12 protein-coding genes and 1 pseudogene are annotated in these 19631 nt (G+C 69.7%); 5 read left to right on the top strand and 8 right to left on the bottom strand.

The annotated features are described in order from the left end of the window. Positions 1-46: 46 nt before the first annotated feature. From ACR5MH_RS09220 to rfbA, 3 genes are read left to right on the top strand one after another with little or no spacing between them, the layout of a single operon-like run. Positions 47-2929, top strand: coding sequence for a glycosyltransferase family protein (locus ACR5MH_RS09220; RefSeq protein ID WP_433862521.1), 2883 nt, complete (start codon positions 47-49; stop codon positions 2927-2929). 9 nt (positions 2930-2938) lie between these two features. Further along, on the top strand, positions 2939-3544 hold the full coding sequence (locus ACR5MH_RS09215) for a dTDP-4-dehydrorhamnose 3,5-epimerase family protein (protein WP_431346961.1): 606 nt from the start codon (positions 2939-2941) through the stop codon (positions 3542-3544). Between the two features lie 16 nt (positions 3545-3560). Continuing rightward, complete coding sequence (rfbA, locus tag ACR5MH_RS09210; RefSeq protein WP_431346960.1) at positions 3561-4433, top strand: glucose-1-phosphate thymidylyltransferase RfbA; 873 nt, start codon at positions 3561-3563, stop codon at positions 4431-4433. A gap of 13 nt (positions 4434-4446) precedes the next feature. On the opposite strand, the gene ACR5MH_RS09205 is transcribed toward rfbA, so the two are convergent. The 4 genes from ACR5MH_RS09205 to ACR5MH_RS09190 all read right to left on the bottom strand — a co-directional run bounded on the left by ACR5MH_RS09205 (position 4447) and on the right by ACR5MH_RS09190 (position 8730). Next, positions 4447-5313 (bottom strand): glycosyltransferase family 2 protein, encoded by an 867-nt coding sequence (locus ACR5MH_RS09205; RefSeq protein WP_431346959.1) that lies wholly within the window; start codon positions 5311-5313, stop codon positions 4447-4449. Continuing rightward, entirely contained in the window at positions 5310-6593 is a 1284-nt protein-coding gene (locus tag ACR5MH_RS09200; RefSeq protein WP_431346958.1) for an ABC transporter ATP-binding protein, read from the bottom strand. The genes ACR5MH_RS09205 and ACR5MH_RS09200 overlap by 4 nt, the downstream gene beginning before the upstream one ends. Then, complete coding sequence (locus ACR5MH_RS09195; RefSeq protein WP_431346957.1) at positions 6590-7519, bottom strand: ABC transporter permease; 930 nt, start codon at positions 7517-7519, stop codon at positions 6590-6592. Before ACR5MH_RS09195 ends, ACR5MH_RS09200 begins: the two co-directional genes overlap by 4 nt. A 77-nt stretch (positions 7520-7596) precedes the next feature. Further along, complete coding sequence (locus ACR5MH_RS09190; RefSeq protein ID WP_431346956.1) at positions 7597-8730, bottom strand: glycosyltransferase family 2 protein; 1134 nt, start codon at positions 8728-8730, stop codon at positions 7597-7599. A 191-nt stretch (positions 8731-8921) separates the two neighbouring features. Here ACR5MH_RS09190 and ACR5MH_RS09185 point away from each other — a divergent pair, with 191 nt between their 5' ends. Beyond that, positions 8922-11396 (top strand): glycosyltransferase, encoded by a 2475-nt coding sequence (locus ACR5MH_RS09185; protein WP_433862520.1) that lies wholly within the window; start codon positions 8922-8924, stop codon positions 11394-11396. 12 nt (positions 11397-11408) lie between these two features. Here the strand turns inward: ACR5MH_RS09185 and ACR5MH_RS09180 are convergent, their stop codons facing one another. The 4 genes and pseudogenes from ACR5MH_RS09180 to lhgO form a co-directional block, all read right to left on the bottom strand. Next, positions 11409-12986 carry a DUF2142 domain-containing protein gene (locus tag ACR5MH_RS09180; protein WP_433862519.1) on the bottom strand — a complete coding sequence of 526 codons (1578 nt, stop codon included), beginning with the start codon at positions 12984-12986 and terminating at the stop codon, positions 11409-11411. A 46-nt stretch (positions 12987-13032) separates the two neighbouring features. Continuing rightward, entirely contained in the window at positions 13033-14613 is a 1581-nt protein-coding gene (locus tag ACR5MH_RS09175; RefSeq protein WP_433862518.1) for a DUF2142 domain-containing protein, read from the bottom strand. Between the two features lie 83 nt (positions 14614-14696). Further along, positions 14697-16985 carry a hypothetical protein gene (locus ACR5MH_RS09170; RefSeq protein WP_431346950.1) on the bottom strand — a complete coding sequence of 763 codons (2289 nt, stop codon included), beginning with the start codon at positions 16983-16985 and terminating at the stop codon, positions 14697-14699. Between the two features lie 169 nt (positions 16986-17154). Beyond that, a pseudogene (gene lhgO / locus ACR5MH_RS09165) lies at positions 17155-18287 on the bottom strand (L-2-hydroxyglutarate oxidase). Between the two features lie 186 nt (positions 18288-18473). On the opposite strand from lhgO, the gene ACR5MH_RS09160 reads away from it, so the two are divergent. Continuing rightward, positions 18474-19604, top strand: coding sequence for a DegT/DnrJ/EryC1/StrS family aminotransferase (locus ACR5MH_RS09160; protein ID WP_431346949.1), 1131 nt, complete (start codon positions 18474-18476; stop codon positions 19602-19604). The last annotated feature ends 27 nt before the right edge of the window (positions 19605-19631 follow it).

Genomic DNA, 19631 nt, shown 5'->3' with positions numbered 1-19631 from the left:
ATCCGCGGGCCCGTCGACGGCGCGGATGAACAGGAGGCGATCCCGCATGAGCCGTCGAAGCGGCGCGCGCGCCCACCTCGGCTACATCGTGCACGGCGCATCCGGTGCTCATCCCGCCTCGGCGGAGGTCCGTGTCGTACGCCGGATCGCGCACGCCCAGTCGCTGGGGCTCCTCACCGCCACCCTGATCGACCCCGTCCGCTACGCGGTCGGCGACGACCTGAATCACTACGACTCCGTGCTCGTCCAGGGGGACGCAGTGACCGGCGAGCTGCTCGAGGGCGTCATCGCACGGGCACGGCAACGCGGCGCGCGGCTGGTGCTCGACCTCGACGACGACGTCCTGACGGAGGAGGCGAGGGCCCGTCTGCTCGCGCAGGAGTACGACGTGGCACGCCTCGACGCCGTGCGGCGGCTCGCGGCGGAAGCGGACGTCGTGATCGTCAGCACGGACCGGCTCGCGGCGACCGTCAGCGACTTCGCCCGCTCGATCGTCGTCGTCCAGAACGAGCTCGACCCGCGACTCTGGCCCGGGCCGGCGCCGGCGGAGCCCGCGCGCGAGCTCGCCGAGACCCGCGTCGTGTACGTGGGGTCGACCACCCATGCCGTGGACCTCGCCCTCCTGCGCCCCGTGTTCGACGGGCTGACCGATTCGCGCGGCCGGCCGATCGTGCTCGAAGTCGTCGGGGTGACGGGCGCGGACGAGCCCTGGTTCTCGCGCCTGGAGATCCCCGCGGGGGCGCATCCGTATCCCGCGTTCGCCGCGTGGCTCCACGCTCACCGGGACAGGTGGGCGTTCGGTGTCGCTCCGCTCGCGGATGTCGGCGCGAACGCGTCGAAGAGCGACCTCCGGTTCCTCGAGTACAGCATGCTCGGGCTCGCCACGGTCGCCTCGGACTCGCCTGCCTACAGTGGGACCGGCGAGCACGGGGCGCTCCTCGTCCCGTCGGGCGCCGACGCCTGGCGCACCGCGATCGTCGCGCTGGCCGACGACGCGGACGACGCACGCCGCCGCGCCCTGGCCGCCGCGTCGTACGTCCGGCGCGAGCGGATGCTGGGCGACGCGGGGTCGTTGGGTGCGGGGGCGTGGGGTGCGGGGTCGTGGGGTGCGGGGGCGTGGGGTGCGGCGGTCCTGCGGCCTCGGGCGGAGCAGGTGTCGCGCGTACGCAGGGCGGCGGCCCTGGTGCGGCATCCCTCTCGCGTGCTCGGCCGTCTGCGTTCCGGCGCACCCACGGCCCCGGCGATCCCGTCGCCGCAGCGCCGTCCTCAGACCGAGCCGCCCGTGTCCCCGGCGCCGATCGGGTTCGACGGCGCGACCCGGGATCGCCGCGCGGGCGTGACGCGCGTCGTCGTCGATCCGGGCCGGTTCCCTGCGGCCGACTCCTGGACGTCCGCGGCCAACGCCCTGATCGGCGAGGTCGAGACGCGCTACGCCGTGGTGCTCGACGCGGAGGTGGATGCGCCGGCAGACGTCGACGACACACTGCGCAGGGTCGCGGAGGAGTCGGGCGCGGCGTTCGTCCAGCCGCTGGTGACGGACGGATCGGGCCTGGTCGTCGACGCGGGCTCCGTCTTCGTCTCCCGGGCCGCTCCGCCTGTTCGGGTGCTGGCCGAGCACCCGCTGTCCGACCTGCCTCCCGCCGACCGCCTCACGGTGGGCGTCGTGACCTCCCGCTGCGTGCTCGTGGACCTCGACGCTTTCGCCGGGTTCGATCCCGGCTACGGCGCGGAGGAGGGGATTGCGCGGGCGACAGCGGCCCGAGCGCCGGTGGTCGCCCTGGGCGCCCATGTCGTGGACGCGCGCTCCCGGGTGCCCAGCGCCGCTCGGAGCGCTTGGCGGGGGCACCCGACCGACGCCCTCGCCTCGCCGACGCTCGAGTCCGTCGTCGCCCGGAGCGGTTTCCGGCTGGAGGGCGTGCGCGGCTCGGCCGTCCCCGAATTGCGCGAGCGGATCATGGGCAACGACTTCCTCGGCGCGACCCGCTTCGCCGAACCGCTCCTGGCCGCGCGCCAGGAGGCGCCGCGACGCTGGTCGATCCGCTCGGGCGCGCCGTCGGGAGAAGCCGGGCGCGTGTGGGGCGACACCTACTTCGCGGAGGACCTGGCCTCGGCGCTGCGCGCGCGGGGCGAGCAGGTGACGGTGGACACCCGTGACTCCGCGTACCGGGCCGGCTCCGACCACCTCGACGATGTCACGGTCACCTTGCGCGGGCTGCACATCGTCCCGCCGAATCCCGCCGCCTTCAACATCCTCTGGGTGATCAGCCACCCGGAGATGGTCGGGGCCGACGAGCTCGAGTGCTACGACCTCGTCTACGCGGCGGGGGCGGCCTGGGCCGGCCGGATGAGCGAGCAGGTGAGCGTGCCGGTCCTGCCGCTGCTGCAGGCGACATCGCCGGAGCGCTTCCATCCGGGGCCGGAGGACGCGTCGCTGGCGTCCGACGTGCTCTTCGTCGGCAAGACGCGCAATGTCTACCGTCCCATCGTGCGCGACGCGCTCGCCGCCGGAGCCGACCTCTCGGTCTACGGGGACGGCTGGGAGCAGTTCATCGACCCGGCGCTCGTCCGCGGCCAGTTCCTCGCCAACGACGACGTGTCGGCGGCCTACCGCAGCGCACGCATCGTGCTCAACGACCACTGGGAGGACATGCGGGCGGAGGGATTCCTCGCGAACCGCCTGTTCGACGCGGTCGCGAGCGGCGCGCGCGTGGTGAGCGACGACATCGAGGGCCTGGAGATCTTCGGGGGAGCGGTTCGCCCGTATTCCGGTCAGGCCGATCTCGCGCGGCTGCTCCACGATGACGACGGCTGGCCGGACGACGACGACATGGCCGGCATCGTGAAACGGGTCGCGGCCGAGCATTCGTTCGGGGCCAGGGCGGATGAGCTGATCCGGGCCGTCCGCGAGCGCTCCCGGCACGCTTGGTAGACTCCCGGGGTGCAGATCCGAGAACTAGAGATCCCCGACGCCTACGAGATCACCCCGCGTCAGCATCCTGACGACCGCGGGCTCTTCTTCGAGTTCTACCGGTTCGACCGGCTCGAGGAGGCGGTCGGCCACTCGCTCGACCTCAAGCAGGGCAACACTTCGGTCTCACGTCGCGGTTCGGTGCGCGGCATCCATTTCGCCGACATCCCGCCGAGCCAGGCCAAGTACGTGATGGCTCCGCGCGGCGCGGTGCTGGACTTCGTGATCGACATCCGGGTCGGGTCCCCCACCTACGGGAAGTGGGACTCGGTGCTGCTGGACGACGTCGACCGGCGAGCGATCTACGTTGCGGAAGGCCTCGGGCACTGCTTCGTCGCTCTGACCGACGACGCGACCGTGAGCTATCTCGTCACCGACGTCTACAACCCGACCCGCGAGCACGGGATCAACCCGCTCGACGCCGATATCGCCCTCGAGTTCCCGCTGCCGGCAGAGGACCTCCTCCTCTCCGCGAAGGACACCGACGCGCCCGGCCTCGCGGAGGCGAACGAGAGCGGCCTCCTGCCGACCTGGGACGCAGCGCGGGCCTTCTACGCCTCGCTCGACGACAAGTAAGGACCACCCTCAGCTCATGCGCGGAATCATCCTCGCCGGCGGCTCCGGCACCCGGCTCTGGCCCATCACCAAGGGCATCTCCAAGCAGCTCATGCCCATCTACGACAAGCCGATGGTCTACTACCCGCTGTCGACGCTGATGATGGCGGGGATCAACGAGATCCTCATCATCACCACGCCCGAGTACAACGAGCAGTTCCGGGCCCTCTTCGGCGACGGTTCGCAGCTCGGCATCCGGCTGGAGTACGCCGTGCAGCCGTCGCCGGACGGGCTCGCGCAGGCGTTCATCATCGGCGAGGAGTTCATCGGCGACGAGTCGGTCGCGCTCGTGCTCGGCGACAACATCTTCCACGGCACCGGCCTCGGCTCGTCGCTGCGGCAGCACACCGACGTCGACGGCGCCCTGATCTTCGCCTACCAGGTGAGCGACCCGACCGCGTACGGCGTCGTCGAGTTCGATGAGAACTTCACGGCGCTGTCGATCGAGGAGAAGCCGTCCCGCCCGAAGAGCAAGTACGCCGTGCCCGGCCTGTACTTCTACGACAACTCCGTCGTGGAGATCGCCAAGACGATCGAGCCGAGCGCGCGCGGGGAGCTGGAGATCTCCACGGTGAACGAGCGCTACCTGCAGGCGGGCAAGCTCCAGGTCCAGGTCCTCGACCGCGGGACCGCGTGGCTCGACACCGGGACATTCGAGTCCATGATGCAGGCGTCGGAGTACGTCCGCGTCATCGAGGACCGCCAGGGGTTCAAGGTCGGCTGCGTCGAGGAAGTCGCCTGGCGCGCCGGCTGGATCGACGACGCCCACCTCGGGGACCTCGCCGCGCCGCTGGTCAAGAGCGGCTACGGGTCGTACCTGCTCGGACTGCTCGACTCGAAGGGCGACTAGGGCCTGACCAGGGTCAGCCGGCCGTGCGGTGCGCTCGCCGGCCGGCCCAGCGCCCGCGCACCCAGAGCCCCGCGCGGAGCGCGAGGCGGACCGGCGCGAGCAGCGCGCCGGAGTAGACCCGCGACAGGTAGAGGTAGGCGCTGTCGTGGTGCGCGCGGTCCATCGACTCGGACCGCTCCGAGGTCGAGTGCGCGCCGGAATGGATCGCCCGGGCGGCCGGGACGTAGAGGTTCTCGAGACCCGCGAGGCCGATGCGCCGCCCGAAATCGACGTCCTCGAAGTACATGAAGAAGCTCTCGTCGAAGCCGCCGATCCGGCGGAACGCGTCGTCGCGGACGAGGAGGCACGCGCCGGACAGCCAGCCGACCGCGACGGGCTCGGTATGGTCGACAGGCAGCGGCCGGTAGCTCCTGGTCCAGGGATTGGACGGCCAGGACCGCGAGAAGAGCGCGTGACCGATGCCGTTGCGAAGCGACGGCAGCGCACGTGCCGACGGGTACAAGGTCCCGTCCGAGTTGAAGATCGCCGGTCCCAGCGCTCCCGCTCCGGGGGCCGCCTCCGCGGCCGCGACCAGGAGGTCGATCGTGCCGGGCTGGAAGATCAGGTCCGGGTTGGCCAGCAGGTAGTAGTCGGCTCTGTCACGGGCGCGCACGCCGAGATTCATCGCGGCGCCGTAGCCGAGATTGTCCGGCGACTCGATCAGTTCCGTTCCCGGATGCGCAGCCACGATCTCGCGCGTGGCCGGGAGGTCGCGGGACGCATTGTCCACCACCGTGACGGCGGGCGTGACCTCCGCCGCGGCGCCGACCGACCCGAGGAAATCCGTCAGGACGCGCGACGAGTTGTACGTCACCGTGACGACACGGACAGTGGCCGTCATCGTGCGGCTGCTGCGTCCGGCGTGGAACCAAGGTCGGTGAACTCGGGCTCGAGGTACGACGTGCCCGTCGCCTTCGGGTAGTACGCGACATTGAACGCGCAGGCCTGGGGAGCGTCCGCGAGGTGGCGGCCGGTGGTGTCCATCAGGGACACGTTGACGAAGTATTTGCCCGAACCGAGCTGCACGTTCTTGAGCGTGAACTCGACGGTGCGCCGGCCCTCGAAAGGCTCGAGGTCGATCCCCAGCCGACTGCTCGCCGTGCCGTAGACCACCTGGCCCGAGGCGTTGTCGATCTGGATGGCGGCGATCCAGTGCGGGCTGAGTCCGGGATGGTCGAAGGTCGTGCGCACGATCAGGTCGTCGCCGTGCTCGGCGGGCTCGCCTTCGGAGCGGCCGGCGGCGCGCACGGAGGTGGCGACGACCTTGGGGACCGGCACGGTCACGTCGGGGGCGGCATGGCGCTGGATCTCGTCGATGCGACGCTCCTCCAGGATGTCGCGGAAACGCGCCACCGCCTCGTGGGCCTCGCCGCTGAAGACCACCTCGCCCCGGTTGAGCAGGATCGCCTGATCGCAGAGCTCGGAGACCTGACCGAGCGAATGCGTGACCAGGATGATCGTGCGGCCCTCCTGCTGGAAGCTGCGGATCTTGTCCAGGCACTTGCGCTGGAACGCCTCGTCGCCGACCGCCAGGACCTCGTCGACCAGGAGGATGTCGGGGTCCGTGTGGACGGCGACAGCGAAGGCGAGCCGGACGTACATGCCCGACGAGTAGAACTTGACCTGGGTGTCGATGAATTCGCCGATCCCGGAGAACTCGGCGATGTCGTCGAAGCGATCCTCGGTCTCCTTGCGGGTGAGACCGAGGATGGCGGCGTTGAGGAAGACGTTCTCGCGTCCAGTGAGGTCGGGATGGAACCCGGCGCCGAGCTCGAGGAGCGCGGCGATCCGTCCGCGGCGCGAGACCGAGCCGCTGGTCGGGTCGATGATGCCGCCGATGACCTTGAGCAGCGTGCTCTTGCCGGACCCGTTGTGGCCGATCAGCCCGATGGTCGTGCCCGCCTTGATGCTCGCGGTCACGCCGCGCAGCGCCCAGAAGTCCTCCCGGTGCTTGCGCCCGGCCCGGCCGAGAGTGACCAGACGTTCCTTGAGGGAGTTGTCCTTGCGGATGACGAACCGTTTGGTGACGTCGTCGAGCACGATCACGTCGGGCCGCGCGCTCAGCGCCTCCGGGGTGTGGCTTGACATGGTCACGTCGCCTGTCTGAGTGCTGTCGGTCATAGGGCCTGAGCGAAGTTTCCCTGAAGGCGTGTGAAGACGCGGTGGAAGATCACGATGAGCACGAGCCCGATGACGCCGGCGACCGCGAGACGGAGCATGAGTCCGCCGGGGTATTCTGCCGTGCCCTGGCCGCCGATCCAAAGCGATCGCTGGAAGCCGAGCACGGCCAGTGTGACCGGGTTGTCGGTGTAGATCTCGAGCAGGAGCGGAGACTTGATGACGTTCTTGACCATCGACCAGGAGTAGACGATCGGCGACGCCCACATGAGCACCATGAGCGCGACATCGACCAGGTACTGGATGTCTCGCATGTACACGTTCAGCGCGGCCAGCAGAAGACCGAACGCCAGCGAGTAGATCACGACGACCAGGAAGGACGGCACCAGGTACACCAGGTCGGCGCTGATCGGGAAGCGGAGGAGGACGAGGGTCGCTGCCAGGAGGATGCCGAGCTGGATGGCGAAGTTGAAGAGCGCTGAGCCGAGGCTCGCGAGCGGGAAGATCTCGCGCGGCAGGTAGATCTTCTTGATCAGCCCCGAGTTGCCGACGATGGATCCTGTCGAGCCGTTCACCACCTCGCTGAAGAGCGTGTAGGCGGTGAGGCCGGAGAAGATGTAGATCGCGAAGTCCGGGATGCCGCGGGCGGCGCCGAGGAACTGCCCCATCACCACGTAGTAGATCAGAAGCTGGGTCAGCGGGCGCACCAGGGACCACAGGAATCCGAGGGCGCTGTCCTTGTAACGGGCTTTGAGGTCGCGGCGGATCAGCAGGTCGAGCATCTGGCGCTGACCCCAGATCTCGCGCAGCGAACTCCAGGACGAGCCGAAGGACGGGCCGTTGGAGCCGACCGTCTGCAGGGGCATCGACTCGAGCGCGGCGTAACGGGCCTGCCGCCGCTCGGCGTCGGTGAGAGAAGGAGTAGACATGAGCAGTCGATAGCTTACCTCGACCGTTCCTGGCTATCCTCTGCGCGTCGGTTCGGAGCGCGCCGCAGACCGTGCCGTTACTGGGCGCGCCGCAGGTGCCGGTCGACCCAGTCCGCGGTCCGCACGACCCGGCGGCGCTGCTGCCGGTCCACGGTGTCGGAGAGTTCGGCGATCTGGTGGTCCCGGTCCGCGACGTCGGCGAGGAGCCCGTCGATGCGCTGCTTCCCTTCGTCGACGAACCCCAGCAGCTCCGCCTCCCGTGCCTGGGCGGCGTTCCGCGCCTCGTCGGCGCGCGCGTCGAGGCCCGCGATCACCGGCCCGTACTCGTACGCGGCGGCGACGGCCGCGGGATCGAGGGCAGTGTCGGGGACCGGGGAGACCAGAGACGCGCTGACGCGCTCATCGCGCACCAGCTCGCCCGAGTCGATTCCCGCCCTGGTCTCGTGCGCGTCGGGATGCCGGATGACGTAGTACGCGAATAGCGTGCCCGCCTCCAGCCGGCCGTACTCGCGCATCCCGTGGTGATTCGGGCTCGGCAGCAGATCCGGGTTCGCGTTGTAGGCGAGGCCGGCGTTCTCGACCTTGGTCGCGAACTGGCGCCACGACCGCCAGGGGAAGTGCAGCACCTCGAGTCCGAGCTCGTCCGGCACGGGAGCGCCGTTCTTCAGATTGACGAAGTGGTTCCCCTGCGCCACCTCGACCTCGGCGGACCCGATGTGCACGGCGTCCGGGGTGGAGTGGGCGCGGAGGCCGATCTCCTTCAGGCGCTCGGTCGGGCGCAGGTCGCGCAGCGTGAGCCGCTGCAGGCCGGTGCCGTCGGCGGCGGGGTCGCCGGTCATGTCGATCACGGGCACAGTGAAGGTGACGATCGCGGGGTCGAGCTTCGCGAAAACGTCGGCCAGCGTCGTGCCGGTCTGACGCGGGAACCAGAACTCGTCGGCGTCGGCGTTGACGACCCAGTCGGCGCCGTACCGGGTGTACGCGTCCCGGGCCATCGCGGTCACGACGGAGAACTGCTGCTTGCGGTGCACAGGGTCGTGACGCAGGTCGATCGCGGATCCGAAGGACTCCAGGATCTCCGTCGTGCCGTCACGGGAGCCGTTGTCGGTGACGATGATGCGGTCGATGCCCTGAGCGAGGTGATGCTCGATCATCGGACCGATGATGTCTGCCTCGTCGCGGACCATCACGGTCATGCACACGGTTGTCATGGGCTGCAGGGCACCTTTTCTGTCGAGTGTCTCAGATTCTCTCATGCCGAACCTTGCCCCGCGGTCATCCCGCGACGCCGGCGATCAGCAGGGCCGCGCACACGGTTGGTAGACTCCGGGACGATTCGCTCGACGGTAGTAGGAAAAGACGAGGTTCGGAAAAGCAGATGAAGAAGCGACGTTCAGGGGTTGTGTCGGTCGTCCTTGTCAACTTCCGCGGAACGGACGACACCATCGAGTGCGTCACGCGGCTGCGCGAGACGAACTGGCCCGCCGAGCTGCTGGAGATCGTCGTCGTCGAGAACGGTTCGGGCGACGACAGCCTCGAAAGGCTGCAGGCGCTCGGCGACGACATCGTGCTGATCGACTCCGGCGCCAACCTGGGATTCACCGGCGGTTGCAACCTGGGCGTCTCGCACTCCACGGGCGAGTTCGTCGCGTTCCTCAACAATGATGCGAAACCGCACACGGACTGGATCCGCGCCGCGATCGACACCTTCGCCACCGGTCGTGACATCGGCGCGGTCGCCAGCAAAGTGCTCGACTGGGACGGCAAGGACGTCGACTTCGTCGACGGATCGATCACCTGGTACGGCATGGGCTACAAGCCGCACGCCGGCGAGCAGGACCGCGGCTCGTGGGACACCGAGAAGGATGTGCTGTTCGGCACCGGCGCCGCCATGTTCATCCGTGCGGACGTCTTCGAGGAGCTCGGAGGCTTCGACGACGACTACTTCATGTTCTACGACGACGTGGATCTCGGCTGGCGCCTCAACCTGGCCGGCTATCGCTTCCGCTTCCAGCCGGCGTCGCTCGCCTACCACAAGCACCACGCGTCGATGAACAAGTTCGGCAACTTCCGCGAGGAGTACCTGCTGGAGCGCAACGCGCTCTACACGCTGTACAAGAACCTCGGAGACGAGCTGCTGGACGACACGTTCGCCGCAGCCCTGCTCCTCGCGATCCGCCGGGCGGTCGGCCGGGGAGAGCTCGACTCGACCCAGCTCGACCTCCGCAACCCGGGAGGCGACGACCAGCGCACGCTCGAGGTGCCCAAGTCGACGATGGCGGGGGTCTTCGCGATCGACCGGCTCGTCGAGCTGCTTCCGGAGATGACCGAGAAGCGCCGGGCCATCCAGGCGTCGCGGCAGAAGACGGATCGCGAACTGATCCAGCTCTTCGGCAAACTGGACGAGCCGGCCTACCCGATCGAGTCGTACCTCGACGGCTACGCCAAGATCGTCGGCAGCCTGGAGGTGCTGGAGAACGCCGGACGCCGCCGGCGCGTGCTGGTCATCACCGGCGATCCGATCGGCGCGCGCATGGCCGGACCGGCCATCCGCTCCTGGCACATCGCGGGCGAGCTCGCACACGAGCACGACGTCCGCCTGGTGTCGATGACGTCGGTCTCCCCGCTGGAGGCGCCGTTCGAGCTGGCGACGATCTCGCACCACCGCCCGTCGACGGTGGTGGAGCACGAGAAGTGGGCCGACGTCATCGTGCTGCAGGGCAACGCGCTCGCGCTGTTCCCCGCGCTCGCCAAGTCGCACAAGATCCTCGTCGTCGACGTGTACGACCCGATGCACCTGGAGCAGCTCGAGCAGGGGCGCGGCAACACGTTCAAGCAGTGGAACAAGCAGATCGGCGACGCGACCAGCACTCTCAACCAGCAGCTCGAGCAGGGCGACTTCTTCCTCTGCGCCAGCGACAGGCAGCGGCACTTCTGGCTCGGCCAGCTCGCCGCCCTCGGCCGCATCAACGCCTACACGTATTCGCGCGACCCCGAGCTCGACTCGCTGATCGCCGTCGCCCCGTTCGGCATCCCGTCCGGTGACCCGGAGCAGACCGAGCACGCCATCCGGGGGACGGTGCCGGGCATCGGCAAGAACGACAAGGTGATCGTCTGGGGCGGCGGCATCTACAACTGGTTCGACCCGAAGACGCTCATCCGCGCGGTCGCGCAGCTCCGGGAGCGGCACGACGACATCCGGCTGTTCTTCATGGGCGTCAAGCACCCGAACCCGGATGTGCCGGAGATGGAGGCCGTCTCGCAGGCGCGTGTCCTGGCCGAGCAGCTCGGGCTTCTCGGGACCAACGTCTTCTTCAACGAGAGCTGGGTGCCGTACGAGCAGCGCCAGAACTACCTGCTCGACGCAGACCTCGGCGTCTCGACGCACTTCCAGCATGTCGAGACCACGTTCTCGTTCCGCACCCGCATTCTCGACTACCTGTGGGCCGGGCTCCCGATCGTCACCACCGCCGGCGACTCGTTCGGCGATCTGGTCGCGAAGGAGGGGCTGGGCGCGTCGGTTCCCGAGCAGGACGTCGACGCGCTCGCCGAGGCCCTGGAGACGTACCTCTTCGACGCGGATGCGGTCGCCGGCGCGCGCAGCGCGGTGGCCCGCGTGCGCGAGGACTTCCGCTGGAGCCGTGCTCTCGCCCCGCTGATCGAGTTCTGCCGCCGTCCGATCCGCGCGGCCGACAAGGACGTGCAGAAGAAGTCCGAGTCGACCGGCGCGATCAAGAAGGTCCAGATCACGCCGCGCACCGGGATCCGTCGCGACTTCGACCGCGCGGCGTACTACCTGCGCGAGGGCGGCGTGTCCGCTGTGGTGGAGCGCTACCGGGCACGCATCGAGCGCCGCAGGCAGGCGTCGCAGCTCTGAGGCGCCGCGCCGTCAGCGGGCGGCCGAAAGCGCGGGTTCCTGCTCGTGCACCTCGGTCACCGCGGCGGTCGTGGCGGGGCGCTCGGTCACGGCCCGGTAGAGCGCCCAGGCGGCGATGAGGGTGACGAGCGCGTAGGCCGCCGTGAGGACGAGCCAGGGCACGGGCGGGTGCCATTGCGGGTGGGTCAGCATCTGGATCCAGCTGTGCGTGAGGTCGAGTCCGACGATGTAGCGCTTGAGCGCCCAGGCGAAGGCGAGCACCTGCGCGAAGCCCAGGAGTGCGAGGCCGGTGATCAGCAGTCTCCGGAAGTTCGGGATGACCGTGTCAGGGAAGCGGTCGTCCAGGGCGATGCCGGCGATGATCCCGATGCCGACGAAGAGCGCGAGGGCGTAGCGGCCCTGCCAGACGAAGCCCCAGTCGCGGACGAGTGCGGCCTGGGTGATCGGCGGGACCAGGATGAAGACCACGAGCCAGGCGATGAGGCCGAGGCGCAGCCGGCCGCGGGCGAGCACCACCGCTCCGACGACGAGGGCGCCGAGCAGGAGGGTCCAGATGACGACGGTGGCCCCGGGCGGCGGCGCGTCGAGCCAGCCGAACCAGCCGATCCAGCCGGCGCCGAAGCCGAACGTCTGATCGAGCATGACCTGGAAGGCGTTCGTGGGCGAGCTCCCGAGCCCGAGCGCGGCGATCTGGGTCAGGCCCTTCGGGATGAGGAAGTACACCCCGACGAGTGCGACGATCACGCCGATCAGTCCGACAGCCACCCAGGAGGCCGGGCGTCGGAAGACCGCGAAGAAGGTCTTCCAGTCGGCCATGAGGATGGCGGCGGCGGTGATGGCGAGCAGCCAGCCCAGGGAGATCGAGCGGGTGTTGACCAGGAAGAACACGCTGACGACCAGCATCGTCAGCCTCAGCCAGAGTGTGCGGCCGGGGGAGGGGGTGCGGAAGATCAGCATCATCGTCGCCAGCGTCGCTGCGGCACCTGCTGCTTCGACCGGGTTCGGGTTCACCGTGCCGCCGAGGAACAGCACCATCGGCGTGACCCCGAGGGCCATGCCCATCATCGCGAACCGTCTGTGCGGGAAGCGTGCGAGAGCGGCGAACGCGATGGCGAGCAGCCCGGAGGTCAGCAGCGCGGTCAGGATGCGCATGCCGTACATCGCGGGAGCGCCGTTGAGCACCAGGGAGGGTGTGCCGACGATGGCGTAGAACACCGGCGAGTTCAGCGTCGCGGTGGTCGTGGACGCCGTCGTCGTGGTGTCGTGCGACGGCCACGGAGCACATCCCGCGGTCGCGGCCGGCAGGTGCGCGAAGCACAGCGGGAGCTGGTTGGTGTCCGCGATGTACTTCGGCACCGTGACGTCGGTGGTGCCGGGCACCCGTGTCGACGGGTTCCCGACGAACTCTCCGCGGACGACCGCGGCCGCGCGGATCACGTGGGCAGGCTCGTCCGGGCTCGCCATCAGCGGGGTCGCGACGCTCCACAGCGACATCAGGACGAAGAGGAGTGCCCAGGCCGACCAGAAGACCGGGATCCGGATGCGCCGCGGCGCGGACAGGGGCGAACGGCGCCCGGTCGTCGATGTCACTTTTCTCCTCGAGGTGTTTCTCGGCCTGCGGCCGCCGGCTGGGACGTCAGCCGGCCGCGGAGAGCGCGGGTTCCGGCTCGTGGTCCTCGCTCGCGGCGACGATCGCGTCGTGGTGCGCTGTCACGGCCCGGTAGAGCGCCCAGGCGGCGACGACGATCACGGCCGTGAAGAGCACGGTCAGCACGAGCCACTGCACGGGCGGTTCCCATTTCGGGTGGGTGAGCATCTGGATCCAGCTGTGGTACAGGTCGAGCCCGATGACGTAGCGCTTGAGCGCCCAGGCGAAGGCGAGCACCTGCGCGAAGCCCAGGAGTGCGAGGCCGGTGATCAGCAGTCTCCGGAAGTTGGGGACCACGGTGTCGGGGAAGCGGTCGTCCAGGGCGATGCCGGCGATGATCCCGAGCCCGACGAAGAGCGCGAGCGTGTAGCGGCCCTGCCAGACATATCCCCACTCGTGCACGAGGCCGGCCTGGGTGATCGGCGGGACCAGGAAGAACAGCACCACCCAGGCGATGAGGCCGAGGCGCAGCCGGCCGCGGGCGAGCACCACCGCTCCGACGACGAGGGCGCCGAGCAGGAGGGTCCAGATGACCACGACGGCCCCGGGCGGCGGTGTGTCGAGCCAGCCGAACTCGGCGATCCAGCCGGCGCCGTAGTCGAAGGTCTTGTCCAGGACAGTGAAGAACGCGATAGAGGGGGAGCTCCCGATCCCCAGCGCGTTGGCTGTCTGGGTGAGGCCCTTCGGGATGAGGAAGTACACCCCGACGAGTGCGACGGTCACGCCGATCAGTCCGACGGCCACCCAGGAGGCCGGGCGTCGGAAGACCGCGAAGAAGGTCTTCCAGTCGGCCATGAGGATGGCGGCGGCGGTGATGGCGAGCAGCCAGCCCAGGGAGATCGAGCGGGTGTTGACCAGGAAGAACACGCTGACGACCAGCATCGTCAGCCTCAGCCAGAGTGTGCGGCCGGGGGAGGGGGTGCGGAAGATCAGCATCATGGTGGCGAGCGTCGCTGCGGCGCCTGCGGCTTCGACCGGGTTCGGGTTCACCGTGCCGCCGAGGAACAGCACCATCGGCGTGACCACCAGTGCCGTGCCCAGGAGAGCGAACCTCCTCCGCGGGAAGCGCGCGACGGCGGCGAACGCGATGGCGAGCAGCCCGGAGGTCAGCAGCGCGGTCACGATCCGCATCCCGTAGAGGGCCGGGGCGCCGTTCAGCACCAGGGAGGGCGTGCCGACGATGGCGTAGAACACCGGCGAGTTCAGTGTCGACGTCGTGGTCGACGGGATCTCCGTGGTGTCGTGCGACGGCCACGGCTCGCAGGCGGCGGTGACGTCCGACCGGAAGGCGTAGCACGCGGGCAGTTTGTGCGCATCGCCCACGTACTTCGGCACGGTGACGTCGGTTGAGCCGGGCACCCGTGTCGACGGGTTCCCGACGAACTCTCCGCGGACGACCGCGGCCGCGCGGATCGCATGAGCAGGCTCGTCCGGGCTCGCCATCAGCGGGGTCGCGACGCTCCACAGCGACATCAGGACGAAGAGGAGCGCCCAGGCCGACCAGAAGACCGGGATCCGGATACGGCGCAGTGCGGCCATTGGCGATCGACGCGCGGTCGTCGTAGTCACTCTTCTCCTCGGGGTGTCGGCGCGGCCGGCGTCGTTTCGCCTGTGCCGCCGCATGATTCTAGCTGGCCGCTCCGGAGAGCGGCTCACGGGTGGAAGCTGCCGCCTGTCCCGGTCGTGTACGTGATCGTGCCCTCGCTGAACTTCTGCGTGCAGGTCGAGGCCGTGCAGGACTGGGCCGCGACCGGCCAGCCGGCGGAGCCGTTGGCGCCGCCGAGAGCGAAGTAGTAGTCCCGTACTCCGCCGGAGACGGGGTATCCCGCTCCGCCGTTCGCCGCGAAGATCGAGCCTCCCACGAACACCTGACCGATCCCTCCGCCATTGCCGGTGATCGGGAGCGCTGCGGTGGTCGGGAGTCCGAGGGCGCCGGTCGCACCGCCCGCCGCTGCGTACGCGGTGTTCGCGGCGGCGAGGACCGGGTAGGTCCCCGTCGACGGCGAGCCGGCGATCGTCCCGTTCTGGAAGGTCTGCGAGCACGCCGTCCCCGTGCAGGAGAGCGCGCCCGTGGGCCACCCGGCCGTTCCGGTCGAGCCGCCGAGCGTGAAGTACACCTGGCGGGTGGCTCCGCTGACGGCGAAGGCGCCGAGAGTGCTGCTCCAGTAGATGGAGCCGTTGGCGTAGACCCTGGCCATGCCCCCGGGGTCGCCCTGTATCGGGATGTAGTCGCTGGCCACCGGCCCGAGGGCGCCGCCGGCGCCGCCCGCCGAGGCGTAGGCCGCGTCGATCTGCGGGGAGGCGAGTCTTCCGCCTGCCGCGGCGCTCCACGCGATCGATCCGTTCTGGAAGGCCTGTGTGCAGGAGGTCTTGGCGGCGTCGCAGACGGCGGCTCCCGCCGGCCAGCCGAGGGGACCGAGCGACCCCTTGAACGTGAAGTACGTGGAGAGGATTCCGCCGCTCACGACGTAGTCGCCGCCGGACGTCGCCGAATAGATCGAGCCGTTGGCGAACGCCTGAGCCGTGCCGCCGCCGTTGGCGTCGACCGCGCCGGTCGCGCTGATGGGGAGCCCGAGCGGGCCGGCGTCTCCGCCGGCGGCGAGATAGGCGGCCAGGACCCGTCCGGTGGTCGGAAACGCGTAACCCGCCGTCGGGTTGGCGTAGAGCCTGCCGCTCTGGAAGGTCTGGAGGCAGCCGTCTCCGGTGAGTCCGCACTGGATCTCACCTGTCGGCCAGCCGAGGATCCCCGCCGACCCGTTCACCTTGAAGTACGCGTCGCGCATCGCGTCGCGCACGAGGAAGGCGCCGGCCGCCGACGCGTAGACGGAACCCGCGGTGAACACCTGTCCCGAGCCGCCGCCGTTGCCCGCGATCGCGATCGTTCCGCTCATCGGCCAGCCGAGCGGTCCCGAAGCGCCGTTGCGCGCGAAGTAGTAGTTCAGGATCGGTCCGGCGCGCACGACTTGAGCGCCGGTGCTGTAGGTCCAGTAGATCGATCCGCCCTGGAACGCCTGCCCGAGGCCGCCACCGTTGTCGGGGATGCTGAGCACGCCGCTGATCGGCTGTCCGAGCGGTCCCGACGCGCCTCCCGACGCGGTGTAGGCGGCCTGGATGGCCGTCGTACCCGTCGACACCGAGCTCGAGCCGAACCAGGTGTTGAAGTAGGCCCAGAAGTTCCGGTTGCCGTACGCGGAGCAGCTGTCGCCGACGCCCCACAGGTTGGCGAGCGCCGCGGCGTTCGGCTGGTAGGGGGTGTAGTTGTAGAGGTTCGCGGTCGCCTGGTTCTGGATGTTGACGTTGCTCGACCCGCAGCCGGCGTTCGGGTTGTACTGCACCGGCCGGACACCCGGATAGAAGTTCCAGGAGTACGGGTCCCTGGTGTAGGTGCGGAACTGCCAGGCCGCCTTGTAGACCTGGTTGTAGAAGCCGTAGTACGACGTGTCGCACCCGGAGGTGTCGGGGCACGCGTACCCCGTCGCCACCTGGTACATCCGGGTGTACGGAGCGAGCGAGGTGACGAGCCCCTGCTCCTTCTGCACCAGCACCAGGAGGACCTGCGGGTTGATCTGGCAGGCCTGGGCGACTTTCCAGATCACCGTGCTCGCGAGTTCGCCTGGCGCCCCCGTGTAGGCGGTGCAGCGGTTCGGGCCGGTGTCGGGGCGGGAGTAGGTGTCGACCCGGTAGTCCTTGAGGCACGGCTGACCATTGGACGCGGTACAGCCCGCCTCGACCTGGGTCAGGAAGGTCTGGATGGCGGGCTGCGGCATCGCGGTGTAGTCGAAGAAGACCTGGTCGCTGATGATGTTGCCGGGATCGAACTGGGATCCGGAGAGCGCGGACGCGGGGGCGGCGACGCCGACGCCGACGACCTGGAGGAGCGGGCCGAGGAGCACGGCTCCCGCGATCGCGGCGAGACCGCGGACCCAGCGCTTCCGACTCACGCCCGCCTCCTCGTCACTGCGCGACGCGCGTGGCCGCGGGGAAATGTGTGTATTTTACGAGGATAGCCCGCCTCGCCCGGAAGACCAGGCCGACGGCTGTCCCCCGTTCGAGGTTCGAGCGCCGCTCCCGCGACGTCAGCCGCGGATCGACGTCAGCCGCGGATCGGCGTCAGTCGTGGATCTCTGCGGCGATGTGCTTCGCGATCTCGAGCGAGCTCGTCGCCGCGGGAGACGGGGCGTTGAGCACGTGCACCTGGCGGGGTGCGCGCTGGATGATGAAGTCGTCCGCGAGCGAGCCGTCCCGCAGGATCGCCTGAGCGCGGACGCCGGAGCCCGCGCGCACGATGTCGGCCGTCGACACCTCGGGGACCAGCCGCGCCAGCGAGGACGCGAAGAGACGCTGCGAGAACGACCGCATGATCTCCTTGGCCCCGGTGACGACGTTGCGGGAGGCGAGCCGCAGGAAGCCGGGGTAGGCGATGGTCGAGGCGGTGTCCGCGACGTTGATGTCCGTCCACCGGTAGCCCTCGCGGGCGAGCGCCATGACGGCGTTCGGGCCGGCGTGGACGCTCCCGTCGATCATGCGGGTGAGGTGCACGCCGAGGAAGGGGAGGTCCGGGTCGGGGACCGGGTAGATCAGGCCCTTGACCAGGTCGCGGCGGCTCTCGACCAGTTCGTAGTACTCGCCGCGGAACGGGACGATCCTCGCCTCCGGCTCGAGGCCGGCCATCCGGGCCACCCTGTCGCTCTGGAGCCCGGCGCAGTTGATCAGCCAACCGCCGCGGACTTCGCCCTGCGAGTGGGTGACCACGACCTCGTCCGCAGTGGCGGCGATCGCGACGACCTCCGTGCCGAGGCGCAGGTCGGCGCCGTTCCCGATGGCGAGTTCGGCGAGCTTCCTGCTCACGGCGGCGTAGTCGATGATCCCGGTGGTCTCGACGCGGAGCGCACCGACCGTGTTGACATGCGGTTCGTACTCGCGCGCCTCCTCCGGGCCGAGGAGACGGGACGGAGCGCCGTTGGCGGTGGCGCGTTCGAAGAGCGTCTGCAGGCGGGGAGCTCCTTCTCCTCCGTCGCGACGATGAGCTTGCCGCACACGTCGTGGGAGATGCCGTACTCGCGTGCGAACTCGACCATCGACCGGTTGCCGGCCGTGCACATGGTCGCCTTGAGCGATCCGGGCTTGTAGTACGGACCGGCGTGGATCACCCCGGAGTTGTGCCCGGTCTGGTGGGCGGCCCAGGTGGTCTCCTTCTCGAGGAGGGTCACCCCGCGGCGGGCGCGCGAGAGCCGTTCCGCCACCGCGAGTCCGACGATCCCGCCGCCGATGATGATCACGTCCTGCTCAGCCACGGAGTCCTCTCGTCGATCTGCCCGGAGCGTGGTCGATCCTACCCGCTTCCCAGCGTGCCCCCGTCGAATCCGGTAGCATAGTGGCCGTTGTGCGCTCACCCCCGCGCCGACGGAACAGGAAAGGTTCACACCCCTTTGTCGAAGACAATCGCACTCGGCCAGCCCACTGTCGGTGACGAGGAGCTCGAGGCGATCGCGAAGGTGTTCGCCTCGAACTGGCTCTCGGGAGCCGGCCCCACCTGCGCCGCATTCGAGGAGCGTTTCGCCGCGTCCGCGGGCGTCGCCCACGCGCTCGCGACGAACAACTGCGGTGCGGCATTGCACCTCGGCCTCGAGGTCCTGGGCGCAGGCCCGGGCGATGAGGTGATCGTCGGCGACTACACCTTCCCCGCCACGGGCCACGCCGTCGCCTGGACGGGCGCCAAGCCCGTCTTCGCCGACATCCGCCCCGACATCTGGAGCGCCGATCCTGCGGCCGTCGAAGCCGCGATCACCCCGCGCACCGTCGGCATCCTGGCGGTCGACGTCTTCGGTCAGCCGGCGGACTACGACGAGCTGCGCGCCATCGCCGACAAGCACGGCCTGTGGCTGATGGAGGACGCGGCCTGCTCCGCCGGAGCGAGCTACAAGGGCCGCCCGGCCGGCAGCCTGGCCGACGTCGCGACCTTCAGCTTCCACGGACGCAAGGGCATCACCGCCGGCGAAGGCGGAGCGCTCACGACCGATCGCGCCGACCTGGCCGACCACGCCAGGAAGCTCCACACGTACGGCATCGCCCCCGCGCTGACCCGCGAGAACAGCACCGACCTCCCCGTGCCCTCGTTCGACGAGCTCGGCTACAACTACCGCCTGTCCGACGTCGCCGCCGGGATCATGCTCGCGCAGCTCGACCGGCTCGAGGGCCTCGTCGCCGCCCGCGGCCGGATCGCCGACCGCTACGCCGAGCGGCTCGCGGACATCGAGGGCGTGACCGCCCCGGTCGCCCTCGACGACCGCGTGCACCCCTGGCAGTCGTATGTCGTCACGCTCGACGCCGACGTCGACCGCGGGGCCGTCGCCGCGCACCTCAAGGCGAACGGCGTACAGTGCAACTTCGGCACGTACGCGTCGCACGTGCAGCCGATCTACGGATTCGAGGGCACCCTGCCCGTGTCGGCCGACCTGTTCCGCCGACACCTCGCGATCCCCATGCACGCCAACCTCGGTGTCGACGACGTCGACATCGTCGCCGACACCCTGCGCGACGCCGTCGCCGCCGCGCGCTGAACCGACCAGAGAAGAGAGAGCGAACAC

This window comes from Streptomyces sp. L7 (genome assembly GCF_050990935.1).
Classification (GTDB): domain Bacteria; phylum Actinomycetota; class Actinomycetes; order Actinomycetales; family Microbacteriaceae; genus Leifsonia.
Note: the sequence above shows the minus strand (reverse complement) of the source record. Positions and strands in the feature narration are given on the sequence as shown.

Bases quoted from the DNA above. Each gene is read 5' to 3' on its own strand.
- rfbA (WP_431346960.1), top strand. From the start codon at position 3,561: ATGCGCGGAATCATCCTCGCCGGCGGCTCCGGCACCCGGCTCTGGCCC.
- ACR5MH_RS09205 (WP_431346959.1), bottom strand. From the start codon at position 5,313: ATGACGGCCACTGTCCGTGTCGTCACGGTGACGTACAACTCGTCGCGC.
- ACR5MH_RS09195 (WP_431346957.1), bottom strand. From the start codon at position 7,519: ATGTCTACTCCTTCTCTCACCGACGCCGAGCGGCGGCAGGCCCGTTAC.
- ACR5MH_RS09190 (WP_431346956.1), bottom strand. From the start codon at position 8,730: ATGACAACCGTGTGCATGACCGTGATGGTCCGCGACGAGGCAGACATC.
- ACR5MH_RS09220 (WP_433862521.1), top strand. From the start codon at position 47: ATGAGCCGTCGAAGCGGCGCGCGCGCCCACCTCGGCTACATCGTGCAC.
- ACR5MH_RS09200 (WP_431346958.1), bottom strand. From the start codon at position 6,593: ATGACCGACAGCACTCAGACAGGCGACGTGACCATGTCAAGCCACACC.